Source organism: Clostridium sp. 001, from assembly GCF_019056555.1.
GTDB classification, from domain to species: domain Bacteria; phylum Bacillota; class Clostridia; order Clostridiales; family Clostridiaceae; genus Clostridium_B; species Clostridium_B ragsdalei.
This window is the reverse complement of sequence record NZ_CP020473.1, coordinates 1,211,125-1,225,910: the sequence shown is the minus strand read 5'-3', so window position 1 is coordinate 1,225,910 and position 14,786 is coordinate 1,211,125. Positions and strand designations below refer to the sequence as shown.

Here is a 14,786-nt window from a genome sequence, read left to right as displayed (position 1 = left end):
GGGGATAAGGAGATGTTTATATGGAAAAACACAATCATCCAAATAATAAAGCAGTTGTAAATAGATTATCCAGGATAATTGGACATCTGGAGGCTGTAAAGCGTATGGTAGAAGAAGGAAGGGACTGTAGTGAAGTCATTATTCAAATATCTGCAGTAAGATCTGCACTCAATAATACAGGAAAAGTAATATTGAAAGATCATATCAATCATTGTGTGAAGGATGCAGTTGAAAAAAATGATAAAGAGGTCTTAGATAATTTGAATAATGCCATTGATAAATTTTGGGAATAATTTTTAAATTAGGAGTGTTATAAATGAGGAATACTAAATTATATCCAATATTTCAAGCTCTTTTTTCTGCACTACTTTTTGGAGCCAGTGCACCTATTTCAAAAATCCTTCTTGGACAAATAGATCCAGTTCCTTTGGCTGCTCTTTTATATATTGGAAGCGGTGCAGGGCTTTTAACATTTCAGACGTTAGAAAAAATTTTATACAAAAAAAATATAGACGAAGCAGGGTTAACTAGAAAAGACTTCCCATGGCTTTTAGGAGCTGTTATTTTTGGAGGAATTTTAGGACCTATAATTCAAATGATAAGTCTAAAAGTAACTCCAGCAGCTACTGCATCATTGCTTTTGAATTTTGAAGGTGTAGCTACTACAATTATTGCAGCACTGTTTTTTAAGGAGAATATCGGCAGGAGAGTTGGTGCGGCTATAGTATGTATACTCTCCGCTAGCGTGATTTTATCCTGGAACTTTGCAGGTCAGTGGGGAATATCTTTAGGGGCCTTAGGAATAATACTGGCTTGCGTATGTTGGGGAATAGATAATAATTTTACAAGAAATATATCTGCTAAAAATCCTTATACAATAGTTATAGTAAAAGGATTGGGAGCAGGGACATTTTCATTAATTTTGTCAATGATTTTAGGAAGTCATTTGCCAGACTTTAAAATAGTTCTTATGGCACTGTTGCTTGGATTTTTAAGCTATGGATTTAGTACGGTTTTGTTTGTATTTGCAATGAGAAATTTAGGTAGTGCTAGAACCAGTGCATTTTTCAGTGCAGCACCTTTTATAAGCACTATATTATCTTTTATTTTGCTAGGAGAAGTTCCAGGTGTTACTTTTGCACTTGCACTTCCTCTTATGATTGCAGGAACGGTTCTTATTATAAGGGAAAATCACAGTCATATGCATGTTCATTTATATATGGCCCATGAACACAGACATTGTCATACAGATGGACATCACAATCATCATCATCCTGGTATACCTGATAGTGTGTATCACACTCACTATCACGTTCATGAGAGAATGGAACATTGTCATCCTCATACTCCAGACTTGCATCATAGACATGCCCATTAAAGAATAGAGTTTCTAAACGAAAAATCAACGTATACTCCAAATATTTTTTACAACCTTCAGCTCGTTAAATATTTTGATAAGGCTAAGTAAAAAATTTAAAAAAATACTGAGAACTTTTGAAAACTCGTACCTCAAACAATTCAAAAGTTCTAGATTTTTTAAAAATTTTTTACTAAGTCTTATAAACAAAATATTTAAAAGAGCTTCATTGTTGTAAAAATATGCTTGCGTATAAGTTGATTTTTAAGTTAGAAACATATATCTGTAAAGTTTCCAATTGAAGTTTAAACTTATACATAAAATATAATGACAAAATTGAAAGCACATTTAAAAACTTTAGACTTATTAAAGTTTTTAACGTGATGAAATTTGTCATTATATGATTTAGTATAAGTGAACTTTCAATCTGGAAACTCTATATTTATTTCAGGTAATTTCTAATTTTGATTATTTTTCCGTCTTTTATATATACCCTTGGAACTCTTCTACTTATGGAGCAGAGTATTTCATAACTTATAGTTCCAATTGTTTTAGCTATATCTTCTGCATCAAATTTTAATCCGTTTTTTTCACCCATGAGTATTACCTCATCGCCTACATTTACTTCACCTACATCTGTAACATCTATCATGCACTGATCCATACAGATGTTGCCAACTACTGGTGCAAATTTACCATTGACTATTACTTTTGCCTTTCCTGAAAGCATTCTAGTATAGCCATCTGCATATCCTATTGGAAGTGTAGCTATTACACTTTTTCTTTCAGATTTGAACTTTCTTCCATAGCCAACGTATTTCCCGGCTTCTAATGTCTTTACGTAAGCTACTTTAGCTTTCAAACTCATTACAGGTTTTATGCTTAGATCATTTCTATCTACGTCATCTGAAGGGTAGTATCCATAAATTATTATTCCTGGTCTAACTGAATCACAATAGGTATCAGGCAATTCCATTATAGCTGCACTATTTGCGATATCTCTTATGTTTATTTTTATGTTTCTATTTATGAGCTCATTGTAAAATGTTTTGTACTTTTTAAATTGTTCATGTGAATATGTTTTGTCTTTTTCATCTGAAGTGGAAAAATGAGAAAATAAGCTTTGTATTTCTATATTGGGAAGCTTGCTTATGTTGTATATTTCTTCTATGCTATTTTCATTTGGCTGAAATCCTATTCTTCCCATTCCAGTATCTACTGCAACGTGTATTTTTGCAGTTTTCCATTTACTTTTAGCTACCTTTGATAATTTACTTGCATATTCATAAGAAGGCACCACTGGCTCTACGTCATAATCTATTATGTCATTCAAAAAAGTATCTGGTACTATGCCAAGTATCATTATGGGAGCTTTAATTCCATTTTCTCTAAGTTCTATTGCTTCATCTAACTCAGATACGGCCAATCTATTTACTCCATTTTCTAATAAAACCTGTGATACTTCTAAAGCTCCATGACCATAGGCATTAGCTTTAACAACACCTATCAGTCCTTTATTGTTGCCAACTTTCAGCTTTATTTGACGTATATTATATACAAGATTGTCTAAATTAATTTCTTCCCATACAGGTCTGTAATCTTTAAACAAAACACATTCTCCTTTCGATATTGATAGATATTATCCTATCAATAATAATGCATAATTAAAAATTAAGAGTTAAGAATTAATAGTTATAGATGATTATTAATTCTTAACTTAGAATATAATTTTCAATTAATAAAAATCTATTGATGTCTATGAATGTAACTTCAAATTAGAAATTCCACAAAAATTAGAGTGAATATTGAATTACTTTATCCAATAGTTGAGAAAAGGATATATCAACTCCACCAGCACTCTTAGGAAATAGGCTATTTTTTGTAAGGCCTGGTAAAGTGTTTAGTTCAAGCACATAAGGAATACCATTTTCAACTATCATATCTACCCTTGCATAGCTTTTGCATTTGAGAACTTCCCAGCATTGAACACATATTTTTTCAACTTTTTCTTGAAGAGATTTTTCAAGTTCTACAACTATTTCATCAGAACCACCATCTGCATATTTTGCAGTGTAGTCAAAGAATTCTGCATTAGGTTTTATTGCAATTACAGGAAGAGTTTTACCTTTTAACATACAGCATGTTATTTCATCTCCCTGTATATATTTCTCAATAACAACTTCAGTGTCATAATCTAGAGCTAACTTTACATTATTTTCAATATCTTCTTTTTTCTTAACTATATTAGTAGCAACACTTGAACCACCACAGTTAGGCTTTACAACTACAGGATAGCCTATCTCATCCAATTTATCATAATCAATTTCTTCTATAGATTTAACACAAATCCATTTGGCAGTATTTATATCTGCAGATTTTAACACTTTTTTACTCATATCTTTGTCCATGCAAATGGCACTTGTCAAAGGTCCGCATCCTGAGTAAGGTATATCCATGGTTTCAAGTACTGATTGTATAGTACCATCTTCACCAAATTTACCATGAAGTGCAATAAAGGCAAAATCTATATCTTTTACTTTTTCAAGTACATCTCTCTTTTTATCTATGACAATGGGTACAACCTCATATTTATTTTTATCTAAGCAGTTTACTATTTCTTTACCTGAATTTAGTGAAACCTCTCTTTCAGAAGATATTCCACCCATTATAACTCCTATTTTCATGTTAATTCCTCCACTGAACTTGTTATTTAATATTTTTCAATTACTATGTCTAATATTTATTTTATACATTTTCCATATAAAATAAAGAACCACAGGATAACTAGTTTATCCTAAATGTGGCTTTATGGTTAAGGAAAAATATTAAGTTAAAAGTAAAGTAAAAAATCTTTAAGAACAGAAAATGTTGTTGTTGACATCTTTAAATTTCGCTGTTATAATGTAAATCACAAGTTAACAAAATTTAATATTAACTTATCAAGAGAGGTGGAGGGACTGGCCCTATGAAGCCCGGCAACCAATACTATTTTTAATAGTATAGTGGTGCTAATTCCTGCAGCATAAGCTGGAAGATGAGAGGATCATTGAGATTTTTAGCTCGAGGTTGTTCCTCGAGCTTTATTTGGTTTTAAATTGAAAATATGATATGAAAATTTTATATTTCAGCTTAATGCTTAGAAATTGTCTATTATTTTATAATTGGAGGGAATCAAAATGAAAAAATTAATTACAGTTATTTTATCGTTAACATTGATCTTGGCATTAGCTGGATGTGGTGCGCAAAGCAGTACAAGTTCTTCAAGCAGTAGTAAAGGTGATGACAAAAAAGTAATAAAAGTAGGGGCATCTCCACAGCCTCATGCTGAAATACTAGAAAAGGTAAAGCCTATACTAAAGAAACAAGGATACGATTTACAAATAGTTCAGTTTACAGACTATGTAACTCCTAATAAGGCTTTGGATTCAGGAGATATAGATGCAAACTTTTTTCAACATATTCCATATTTAAATGAATTCAATAAAAAGAACAATACAAATTTAGATTATGTAGCAAAAGTACATCTTGAACCTATGGGGGTTTATTCCAATAAAATTAAGAGTTTAAAAGATTTGAAAAATGGTGCTGAAATTGCAATACCAAACGATCCTACAAATGGTGCAAGAGCATTAAAATTATTGGCTCATGAAGGAATTATAAAAGTAAAGAGCGGAGATCTTATTTCAAAGTTAGATATAACTGAAAACAAGAAAAACTTAAAATTCCAGGAGCTTGATGCACCACAACTTCCAAGAACTTTAACAGAAGTAGATGCGGCAGTTATAAATACAAACTATGCACTTCAGGCAAAGCTAAATCCACTTAAAGATGCTATTGCCATAGAATCTAAGGATTCACCTTATGCTAATATAATTGCTGTTAAAAAGGAAAATAAAGACAAACCTTATATTAAGGCATTGGCAAAAGCCGTTAATGATCCATCAATTAAGAAGTTTATACAGGAAAAATATAATGGAAACATAATTCCAGCATTTTAGGGGATAGAGTTTCAAAACGAAAAATAAGCTTATACTCCGAATGTTTTTACAACCTTATATTTAAATGGGCTTCATTATTGTAAAAATGTTTCTGTGCATAAGTTTATTTTTAGTTATAAATAATACATATTTTAATTAATAGTTAATAATGAAGAATTAATAGTTAATGTGGATTTTTTTCCGTTACACTACAAAAAATCTTTGATTAAGCTTTTCATGGCTCTCGTTTAGCTAAAGCGAAACATTGCTGGTTAATATAGATTTAAAGATTTTTTGCGATAGCTAAAAATCATCCTTTACTATTAATTTTTCATTATTAATTCTTAACTTGTGAAACTTTGTTTCGCAATTCTTTTAAATTATTCACCTGTAAGCTTTACATGTTCCTCTTCAACCTTAGAAAGTGCATTAAATATCTTTGCAATGTTTTCTTCATGGATTTCTTTTTCATACTTTTTATAATACGCTACAGCATGCTTTTCTCTTTGACAAGCTGCAGCAAGCAAATTTTCATCGGTATTATATTTTGAATAATCCATATCCTTAAGTACTGGCATTTCTTTAATGCCGGCTATTTTCTTATGAATTCTAGCATGCATATATTCTATGCTTGATAAAGACTTAAACATACTTTTTACATTTTTATCTTTTGCCATATATGAAGCTTTCTTATAAAAATCTCCATTAAAAACTTCCAATTTAACTGCATGATCTATTATTTTCAAGGAATTTTGATTCAATTTATTTCTATCATATTTTATTTTTTGTCCATTTTCTATTAAATATTCAATTGGCGCTCCGCAAAATGGGCAATACATTATTTTTTCTTTACTATTTGAATTTATAAATGCTTCTTTATTAAAATTATAATTTTTTTCATTTATTTCCATACCACAAACAATACAAGTCATTTTAACCATAATAAACATCCTTTCTAACTTTCTTATATAAACAGTATTCATCATTCCCTTACATATTAGTTTTGCACCATAATAATTTACTATTCTGCATTATCAGATAAATACATTATACTATAATTATTTGTTATCAAGTTAATTATATAATTGTTGGTATTACTATAAACCTGATTCTTTGAATTCACTTTCTGCTTTATCAGTTAATTTGTGAAGAGGCTTTTTTAAAACAGAAATAATCAAAAATGCACCTGCAAAAGCTATTAAAGTGAGAAAATCCTTATACACATTACTCCAAATAGGTCCTGCTATAGCTTCTCTGAATCCATTTATAGCATATGTAAAAGGCCAAAGAGGTTCTAGTACTCCAAATATCTGAGGTAAGGTTTTTACAGGATAAAGTCCTCCTGCCCCTGCTATTTGAAAGACCATTATTACAACTGCAACGGCTTTTCCAATGTTACCCATAATAGATACCAATGTAACTACAATAATAGTGAAAGTAAAGCTGCAGGTAAGTGCAAATCCTATCATAAGCCATGAATTTTCAGGATTTATTCCTACTATATATATGTCTCCTAAAGTTATAATGGTAGTTTGTATAATTGATATTACCAAAAACAGAAGCAATTTCGAAAAATATTTATGTGACAATTTCACCTTTTCTCCACTTTCGAGATCTTTACATTTTAGTGTTAGTATGGAGCATAGTAGCAAAACTCCCACCCATATTGCAAGAGTAGTGTAAAAAGGTGTTATTCCATATCCAAAAAGACCTGAATTATATAGTTCAACATTTTTTACTTCAATAGGTGATGATATAAGATTTGATATTTTATTAGGATCCTTTTCCATTATATTTATTATTGAAGTTAAGTTTTCATCGTTTAAATCCTTCATTTTATCGCTTAATTTGTTCAAGTTATTTTGAATATCTATTAATTTTTTATTTAACCTGTCTCTTTGATTAACTAAATTTTTACTGCTTGATATTCCTGAGTTTGCCACAAGATTTAATTCAGGTACTAATTGCCCGGTTGCGCTAAGTACTGAATCAATACTATCTAAATTGGATGTCAATGCGTCTGATAATAAATTCATGGATTCATATGTTCCTGAATAAAACATATCTGATATATTGCTTATATCTTCCGATAATTCACTACTTAATGATGAAGATTCATATATAACTTGATTAATGCTATCTTGTGAAGAATTGCTATTTATTAAATCTTTTAACTCCGCTAAATAAATGTTTTCAGTATTTAACGAACTTCTCAGTGATTTCAATGAATTTATAAGATCACTTGTTATATTAGTATTTGTAATTTCATTTATCTCATTTAGAATTTTAATATCCATATCTACTTTGTCAATTAAAGAATTATTTAAAGTAGTCATATTTCCTATAATACTTGCGGCTGAGCTTTTACCAGCATCGGTATTATTTATATTTTGTAGGTTGTTAAGTAAAAGTTGAATTTGATTTTCTTTTGATTCAATTTCATTTATATCTTTATTCAAATCATTTTGTGTAGAATTCAGAGATTGTTTGGTAGATAAAGTAAGTGTTCTGCTCTGTGCTGTAATATTATGGAGACTGCTTATCTCTTTGGATAACTTTGGTAAATCTGTTTGAACTCCACTTAGATATTGCTGAAGACTTTTGGAGTTGGAATTTTCTTGTGATATATGATTTTTTATATCATTTACAGTGGATACGGCTTCGGGTAATGTATCCTTTAACTGTAAAATTTCAGGCTTGTCTGTTTCAAGCTTTCTACCTGTAGAGTTTAGTAGTTTGAGAGCTTCTTTGTTTACTGATTTTGTAAGAGAGCTTTTTATAGTATCTGCTAAGGAAGTTTTAGCTGAATCCGTAATTTTAGTTGCTATTCCATTTAGCTTTTCATTGGATTTATAGATTATATTAGGCTTTTCAGGGGATGCTGTAATTAAAGTTGAAAGCTTGCTGGAAAAGTCAGCAGGTATCTCTATAAGTGAATAATATTTTCCTGAATTAAGGTTATAATTTCCCTGCCAGTCATCTATAAAGATCCAATTTATAGAATTGTTTTTCTTTAAATTTTTAACTATTTCATCTCCAACATTTATATTTTTACCATTAATAGTTGTACCACTGTCATTGTTTACTACACCTATAGGCATTCTATTTGTATTGGCATAAGGATTCCATGAGGCTTTAATGCTAATCCAGGCATAGGGAGATGGCAGGATACACAATAATAAAATTAAGGCAAGTACTGATGGAGTTTTTATTATATTTTTAAAATCTCTTTTTAATAGTTTGAATACTACCTTCAATATAGTCCCTCCTAAAATTAATATTGTCTTAGGCATTTTCAAAGAAATAACTAGTCAGTATGCTAGGATATTTTTTATCATACTGTGTCGGTAGAACCCTTAGATAGGATTCACTATCTGCGGAACCTGCTTCCTTGTCTGATAAAAAATATCCGTCGCATCTTTGACTTGTTATTTTCTTTCAAATGCCTTAATCTCCCATACCAGATTGTGTAAGCTTGGTTCTAAATTTATAGATTTTATCTTGCAAATGTTTCTTTAAAAATATACCAAATAGTATAAAGCACATTGAAATTAAAAGCATAAATGTAAAATCCATAGCTACAGTACTTATGAGAGGTCCTGCGATGGCTTCTCTGAATCCGCTTACTGAATAGGTAAATGGAAACAAAGGCTGTATTATTCTAAAAATAAGTGGATCAAGTTGTATAGGATAAGTGGCTCCACTTCCTGATATCTGAGTTATAAGCAAAACAATGGATATAGCCTTCCCTAAGTTCCCAAACGTGGAAACAAGAGTGTATGTTATTACAGTAAAAGTAAAAGATGAAACTAGTGCTACCATTACCATTAAAAATGCATTTACCATTTGGACATTTAGCAAAAGTTTGTCCCCAACAGCAACTATAAATCCTTGTGCTAAAGCAAAAACTATAAAAGTACTCATTTTACCAAGATATCTTTCTTTCAAGTTCAAACCTTCATCACCTTTAAATCTGTCTGCATCCGTTTTAAAAATGGATACAAGAATAATAGAACCAATCCAGATGGAAAGTGTAGTATAAGCTGGAGCCATGGAGGAGCCAAAGTTTGAAATAGTGTATATATTCTGTTCCTTGATATTAAATGGACTTGACGCGACATTCCCCATAAAGTTGGGGTTATTTTGCAATATGGTGATTATCTGTATTATGTCATTATTAGTTACTAGTTTAAGTTTATTTGCCAAATCGTTAATAATACCCTTGAATTCAAGTAATCTATTGTTTAGTTTACTGGATGAATTTGCTGTCAGCTCACTCCCGTTTATTAACACATCTAAGGAATTATCTCCATGGGAAGTAAGATCCTGCATAGATTTTAAAACAGAAGAAGCTTTATCTGTGGACTCAACAAGTTCAGCTGCTGTGGAATTCAAGCTTTTTCTTACCTGTCCATTGTATTCATTGGTTTCGTCTATTAATTGCTGATTTAAATTTGCAGTGTCATTTGTTACTGAATTAATCAAATCTTTATTTATTTTATTTGAACTTTCAAGCTGTTTTTCAATATCGTTTATTTTGTTTTTCTCTGTATTTAATGAATCCCTAGTATTTTTTAATGAATTTATAAGTCTTGATGTATTGTCATCGTTCTTAAAATCATTAAATTTTTGAAGAATGTTAATGGTGGAATTGATTTTATTGTATAAGATATTTATCTCATAATTGATTTTAGTTACAGTGGTATCTATATTTGAGTACTTCAAATTTGAGGCTGCTGAATTAAAATTTAATATCAAATTTTGAATTCTATACACATCAGTCTTTGAGGTGTTTAAATTAATTGTAATGTTATCAAAGGTATTATTCATGGAAGACTGAAGGGATAGTATAGATGAGTTGTTGGTTTCATTACCATTTTCTAAGGTAGATATTCTTGAATTTATCATAGGAATAACTGATTTAATCTGAGAAAGCGTTGAATTCAAATCATTTGAATCATCACTTATGCCTCCAAGAACATCTGTTATAACATCCATATTGTCACTTAATTTTATTATTGCATCCTTCAAATTTATAATGTTTTGTTCATCATTTTCTGCGTTTTTACCAAGAATGTTCAAAGAAGAAAATATAGTTTGATTTACTGTATATATAAAGCTTGATTTTATTTGTTCTGCCAGTGTATTTCTAGCTGCATCAGTTATTTTAAGAGCTACTGGACTATTTTTTGTATTCACTTTATAAATGATTTGAGTTTTTTTAGGAGCATCTGATGTTATGCTGGTAATGTTCTTTGAGAAATCTTCTGGAATTTTTATCACCGCATAGTATGTACCATCTATAATACCCATATCTGCATTTTTAGCGTTTACAAATTTCCATCCTATTTTATGGTTATCTTTTAATTTTTCTACAATTTCATTTCCTGTATTTAAATTTTTCCCTTTCAAGTTCGTACCCTTGTCCTCATTAACTATGGCTACAGGAATGCTGCTTGTATTTCCATAAGGATCCCAACATGCTTTTATATTGACCCATGCATAGAGAGATGGAAGTATGCATACACCTGCAACAATCAACATTGTCATTTTATTTTTAACAATACTTTTCATATCTCTTTTAAAAACTTCTATAATATTTCTTAGCATATATGAATCCTCCTATTATAAATATCTAAAATAAATATATGGAAAATTGTTTTCAATAATGAAATAATATAATATTTTAGTATTAACTGACTAGTCAGTATTATTGAAACATTTTTTTTAATATATGTCAATAACTTATTTATAATATTATTCTTTATTTATTAGTAAAATTGTGCAAGAATATATTTGAGGTGAAACTTGTTATGTTTTCGGAACTGAAGATAAATAAAGAGAAACTTGTATATATACAGCTAAAAGATTATATTAAAGATATGATACTGAAGGGCATGCTTAGAAGCGGAGAAAAACTTCCTTCCACAAGAGAGATGGCTTCAATGCTAAAAATAAGCAGAAATAGCGTAATGTATGCTTATGAATTTTTGCAAGATGAAGGATTTGTATACATAAAAAAAGGAAGAGGTACCTTTGTATCGGATGTAAAAGTAGATTTTCAGGAAAAGTGGAGTATAGATTGGGAAGATAAAATAAATCAATATGGAAAACTTTCCGAAAGATTAGATATAATAAAACATGAAGCAAAATGGGAAAAAGGAATGATATCCTTTAAAAGTATAGCTCCTGATGAAAAACTTTTTAATGTAGATGAATTTAAAAAAGCTTTTTTAAATCGTATGTCTATAGAAGGAGAAAAAGTGTTGAATTATGGGTATGCTAAAGGTTATAGACCTCTTATTCAATATTTACTTAAATATATGGAAAGTAAAGGAGTTTGTACAAAGGAAAAGGATATACTTATAACAAATGGATTTACAGAAGGATTTGATTTGATATTATCTTGCCTTACGGACAGGGGAGATAATATACTGTGTGAAAATCCAACCCATAATACTGCAATTAAAATTATGAAATTACATGGACTCAATATAACTGGAGTGAAAGTTGAAAAAGATGGAGTATGTTTAAAGGATCTTAGTGAAGAGCTCGGTAAAAATAAATTTAAGATATCATATTTTATTCCATCCTATCAAAATCCTACAGGTATTGTCATGCCTCCTGAAAATAGGGTAAAATTGTATAATATACTTAAAAGTTATAATGTACCTATAATTGAAGATGGATTTAATGAAGAGCTTAGGTATTCAGGAACTCATGTATCACCTATAGCTGCTTTTAGCGGCAGTGGAAATAGTATCCTATATATAGGAAGCTTTTCAAAGGTATTATTCCCTGGAATAAGGATAGGATGGATACTCGCGGATAAAGTGCTTATAAACTATTTAGAGAGTTGTAAAAGGGCTAGGAATATTCACACTTCTTCTTTAGATCAGGCAATTTTTTATGATTACTTAAATCAGGGAAATTTTGAAAAGTACATAAAGAAAGCTCGAAGAGTATATAAGGAGAAATATGAATTTACCTTAAAGTGTGCAAGAGAGTATATTCCTTGCGAAGAGATATTGGGTGAGGGTGGTATGCATATATTTATAAAGCTAAAGAATATAAGCTCCAGAAAGCTTTTAGAAAGGTGCTGTAATAGAGGAGTAATATTTACTCCTGGTGATGTATTTTATGTAAATGATGAGGGATATGATACCTTTAGGCTTGGATTTTCAAGGGTCAGTGAAGAAGATATAAAAAAAGGAATTATGATAATAGGCCAGGAGGCTAAAAAAATAGGAGGATGGACTTGATGAAAAAAATATCGGAAAAAACACTGTATAAAGGAAAGTGGATTCAATTACAGGAAATAACTTATAAGGGAAAAAATAATGAGGACTTAAAGTGGGAAAGAATAAAGAGAACTAATACCACAAATACAGTAGTAATAATTAGCAAGCTTGTACCATCTAATAAGTATATATTTATCAAACAATACAGAGCTGCTATAGATAAATACGTTATTGGATTTCCAGCAGGTCTTGTGGAAGGGGATAATATAGGCGAAAATGCACTACGAGAATTGGAGGAGGAAACTGGATATAAGGGAGAAGTAAAGTCAATGAGCCCTTTGCTTTATTCAAATCCTGCACTTTTAACAGATAAAGTTACATTAGCAAGGGTTGATATATATGAAGATTTAATTGAAAATCAAATTCCTATACAGAAATTGGAGCCAGAGGAAGATATACAGGTAATTGCACTTCACAGAGAAGAACTTAAAGATTTTCTAATTAAAGAACAGGCAAGTGGAACTGCTATAGGAATGGGTGTATGGTATGTTTTTTATGGATTAAACTAACAAGAATGTTTTTGTATTTAGTTGAATAATAATTGTTAGTATGATATATTTTTAACAAGGAAGTAGGAAAATTAAAAAATTAGAATTGAAGGTGTATTTATGGAGGATTGGCTTTTTAAAAAAGATGAATACGTTCCCAAAGAAGATAAAGACAAATTTATAGATAAAAGTATATTTTCTATATTACATCTATTATCTCTTATTAAAAGGAACAATAAAGTAAATAATAGCTTTATGTACAATTTAAATCCTATGTTAAAACTTTCCTTTACTATCCTAAATATATTATTTTTATCATTGTCTAAAAATTTTACCTATATAATGCTTGTAGATGTTTATTTTCTACTAATTCTAAGTTTTTTAGATGTTCAAGATATAAAAAGAATACTGCTTTTAAGTATTTCTATTCCATTTTTTACATTTATAATGCTCATACCTTCCATACTTATGGGGAATATTAGAAATAGTGAAATGCTTTTACTAAAAGTAGCTGGTACTATAATTTCAATAAATGTTTTATCTTACACAACTAAATGGCATGATATAACTAAGGCACTAAAAATGTTTTTTATACCAGACATATTTATTTTGGTATTTGACATAACTTTAAAATATATTTATATATTAGGTGAATTTTCTTTGGACATGTTTTATGCACTAAAGCTTAGATCTATAGGAAGAAATAGTAAAAAATATTCTTCTATTTCAAAGATAATTGGCAGTTTATTTTTAAAATCAAAAGAAATGGGAGATGAAATGTATTGCGCTATGGAATGCAGGGGATTTACAGGAGAGTATGTGTCTCACAAAAAATTTAAATTTAAGTTTTTTGATCTAATATATTTAATAGTTAATGTATTTATCATAACTATGTATTTTTACATATCTAGGGTGGGATTAAGATGATAAAAATTGAGGACGCTTTTTTTAAATATAAAAATAATGAAGTATTAAAAGATATAAATGTAACTATAGAACAAGGAGAATCCATAGCACTTATAGGTGCAAATGGAAGCGGTAAATCTACCTTCTTAAAATTATTAAATGGAGTGGTATTTCCCACAAAAGGAAATTACTATTTTGGTGATGTGAAAATATGCAAAAATGAATTGGAAAGAGGTAATTTCTCAAAGAAGTTCCATAAAAAAGTAGGATTTGTATTCCAAAACTCCGACGCACAACTTTTTTGCTCTAGTGTATACGAGGAAGTTGCTTTTGGACCAAGGCAAATGGGAATGGATGAAGATGAAGTAAATAAAAGGGTAAATGACTGTCTAGAACTTTTAAATGTGAAAGATTTAGAAAACAGGGAGCCCTATAACATAAGTGGGGGAGAAAAAAAGAGAGTGGCTATAGCTGCTGTACTTGCTCTCAATCCTGAAGTTCTGGTTTTAGATGAACCTATGAGTGGAATAGACCCTAAGGGAAAGAAATTCTTAAATGATCTTTTTATCAAATTAAATAAAGCAGGGAAAACTATAATATGTTCAACACATGATTTTGAATATGTTAATGGACTTTTTAAACGAGTTCTTGTATTTTCTGAAGATCATCATATAATAAGGGATGACTCTTACAACAAAGTAATGGAAGATACTGAATTTTTAGTAAAATATAATATCAAATAATGCTATTAACTGTA

At 29.9% G+C, this 14,786-nt stretch carries 12 protein-coding genes and 1 riboswitch; of the genes, 7 read left to right on the top strand and 5 right to left on the bottom strand.

Features of this window, described 5'->3' with window-relative positions; translation table 11 throughout:
• Nucleotides 1-20 precede the first annotated feature (20 nt).
• Nucleotides 21-293: a metal-sensing transcriptional repressor gene (locus tag B5S50_RS05510; protein ID WP_065076719.1), complete on the top strand. Its 273-nt coding sequence runs from the start codon at nucleotides 21-23 to the stop codon at nucleotides 291-293.
• Between the two features lie 23 nt (nucleotides 294-316).
• A complete protein-coding gene (locus B5S50_RS05505) occupies nucleotides 317-1,378 on the top strand; it encodes a DMT family transporter (protein WP_065076718.1) in 1,062 nt (353 codons plus the stop codon).
• A 421-nt stretch (nucleotides 1,379-1,799) separates the two neighbouring features.
• Here B5S50_RS05505 and alr read toward each other — a convergent pair whose 3' ends face one another.
• Together alr and B5S50_RS05495 are read right to left on the bottom strand one after the other, a co-directional pair.
• A complete protein-coding gene (gene alr, locus B5S50_RS05500; RefSeq protein ID WP_217303299.1) occupies nucleotides 1,800-2,966 on the bottom strand; it encodes an alanine racemase in 1,167 nt (388 codons plus the stop codon).
• A 184-nt stretch (nucleotides 2,967-3,150) separates the two neighbouring features.
• Nucleotides 3,151-4,041: a D-alanine--D-alanine ligase gene (locus tag B5S50_RS05495; protein ID WP_065076716.1), complete on the bottom strand. Its 891-nt coding sequence runs from the start codon at nucleotides 4,039-4,041 to the stop codon at nucleotides 3,151-3,153.
• A gap of 249 nt (nucleotides 4,042-4,290) precedes the next feature.
• Nucleotides 4,291-4,398, top strand: a riboswitch (SAM riboswitch).
• Between the two features lie 135 nt (nucleotides 4,399-4,533).
• On the opposite strand from B5S50_RS05495, the gene B5S50_RS05490 reads away from it, so the two are divergent.
• A complete protein-coding gene (locus tag B5S50_RS05490; protein ID WP_217303298.1) occupies nucleotides 4,534-5,355 on the top strand; it encodes a MetQ/NlpA family ABC transporter substrate-binding protein in 822 nt (273 codons plus the stop codon).
• A gap of 359 nt (nucleotides 5,356-5,714) precedes the next feature.
• Here B5S50_RS05490 and B5S50_RS05485 read toward each other — a convergent pair whose 3' ends face one another.
• The 3 genes from B5S50_RS05485 to B5S50_RS05475 form a co-directional block, all read right to left on the bottom strand.
• The gene (locus B5S50_RS05485; protein ID WP_065076714.1) at nucleotides 5,715-6,275 is read right to left on the bottom strand and encodes a ferritin family protein; all 561 of its coding nucleotides are present in this window, start codon (nucleotides 6,273-6,275) and stop codon (nucleotides 5,715-5,717) included.
• Between the two features lie 156 nt (nucleotides 6,276-6,431).
• Entirely contained in the window at nucleotides 6,432-8,591 is a 2,160-nt protein-coding gene (locus B5S50_RS05480; protein WP_065076713.1) for a YhgE/Pip domain-containing protein, read from the bottom strand.
• A gap of 190 nt (nucleotides 8,592-8,781) precedes the next feature.
• Entirely contained in the window at nucleotides 8,782-10,944 is a 2,163-nt protein-coding gene (locus B5S50_RS05475) for a YhgE/Pip domain-containing protein (RefSeq protein WP_065076712.1), read from the bottom strand.
• Between the two features lie 203 nt (nucleotides 10,945-11,147).
• Between B5S50_RS05475 and B5S50_RS05470 the strand changes: the two genes are divergently transcribed.
• The 4 genes from B5S50_RS05470 to B5S50_RS05455 all read left to right on the top strand — a co-directional run bounded on the left by B5S50_RS05470 (nucleotide 11,148) and on the right by B5S50_RS05455 (nucleotide 14,772).
• Nucleotides 11,148-12,596, top strand: a complete 1,449-nt coding sequence (locus B5S50_RS05470; protein WP_217303297.1) for a PLP-dependent aminotransferase family protein — start codon at nucleotides 11,148-11,150, stop codon at nucleotides 12,594-12,596.
• Nucleotides 12,596-13,144, top strand: a complete 549-nt coding sequence (locus tag B5S50_RS05465) for an NUDIX hydrolase (protein ID WP_065076710.1) — start codon at nucleotides 12,596-12,598, stop codon at nucleotides 13,142-13,144. Before B5S50_RS05470 ends, B5S50_RS05465 begins: the two co-directional genes overlap by 1 nt.
• A gap of 99 nt (nucleotides 13,145-13,243) precedes the next feature.
• The gene (locus B5S50_RS05460) at nucleotides 13,244-14,050 is read left to right on the top strand and encodes an energy-coupling factor transporter transmembrane protein EcfT (protein WP_065076709.1); all 807 of its coding nucleotides are present in this window, start codon (nucleotides 13,244-13,246) and stop codon (nucleotides 14,048-14,050) included.
• Nucleotides 14,047-14,772: an energy-coupling factor ABC transporter ATP-binding protein gene (locus B5S50_RS05455; RefSeq protein WP_065076708.1), complete on the top strand. Its 726-nt coding sequence runs from the start codon at nucleotides 14,047-14,049 to the stop codon at nucleotides 14,770-14,772. The genes B5S50_RS05460 and B5S50_RS05455 overlap by 4 nt, the downstream gene beginning before the upstream one ends.
• The last annotated feature ends 14 nt before the right edge of the window (nucleotides 14,773-14,786 follow it).

What these genes read in the sequence shown, in the direction of transcription:
- B5S50_RS05470 (WP_217303297.1), top strand. Translation starts at nt 11,148, where the DNA reads ATGTTTTCGGAACTGAAGATAAATAAAGAGAAACTTGTATATATACAG.
- B5S50_RS05455 (WP_065076708.1), top strand. Translation starts at nt 14,047, where the DNA reads ATGATAAAAATTGAGGACGCTTTTTTTAAATATAAAAATAATGAAGTA.
- B5S50_RS05495 (WP_065076716.1), bottom strand. Translation starts at nt 4,041, where the DNA reads ATGAAAATAGGAGTTATAATGGGTGGAATATCTTCTGAAAGAGAGGTT.
- B5S50_RS05505 (WP_065076718.1), top strand. Translation starts at nt 317, where the DNA reads ATGAGGAATACTAAATTATATCCAATATTTCAAGCTCTTTTTTCTGCA.
- B5S50_RS05510 (WP_065076719.1), top strand. Translation starts at nt 21, where the DNA reads ATGGAAAAACACAATCATCCAAATAATAAAGCAGTTGTAAATAGATTA.
- B5S50_RS05490 (WP_217303298.1), top strand. Translation starts at nt 4,534, where the DNA reads ATGAAAAAATTAATTACAGTTATTTTATCGTTAACATTGATCTTGGCA.
- B5S50_RS05485 (WP_065076714.1), bottom strand. Translation starts at nt 6,275, where the DNA reads ATGGTTAAAATGACTTGTATTGTTTGTGGTATGGAAATAAATGAAAAA.
- B5S50_RS05475 (WP_065076712.1), bottom strand. Translation starts at nt 10,944, where the DNA reads ATGCTAAGAAATATTATAGAAGTTTTTAAAAGAGATATGAAAAGTATT.
- B5S50_RS05465 (WP_065076710.1), top strand. Translation starts at nt 12,596, where the DNA reads ATGAAAAAAATATCGGAAAAAACACTGTATAAAGGAAAGTGGATTCAA.
- B5S50_RS05460 (WP_065076709.1), top strand. Translation starts at nt 13,244, where the DNA reads ATGGAGGATTGGCTTTTTAAAAAAGATGAATACGTTCCCAAAGAAGAT.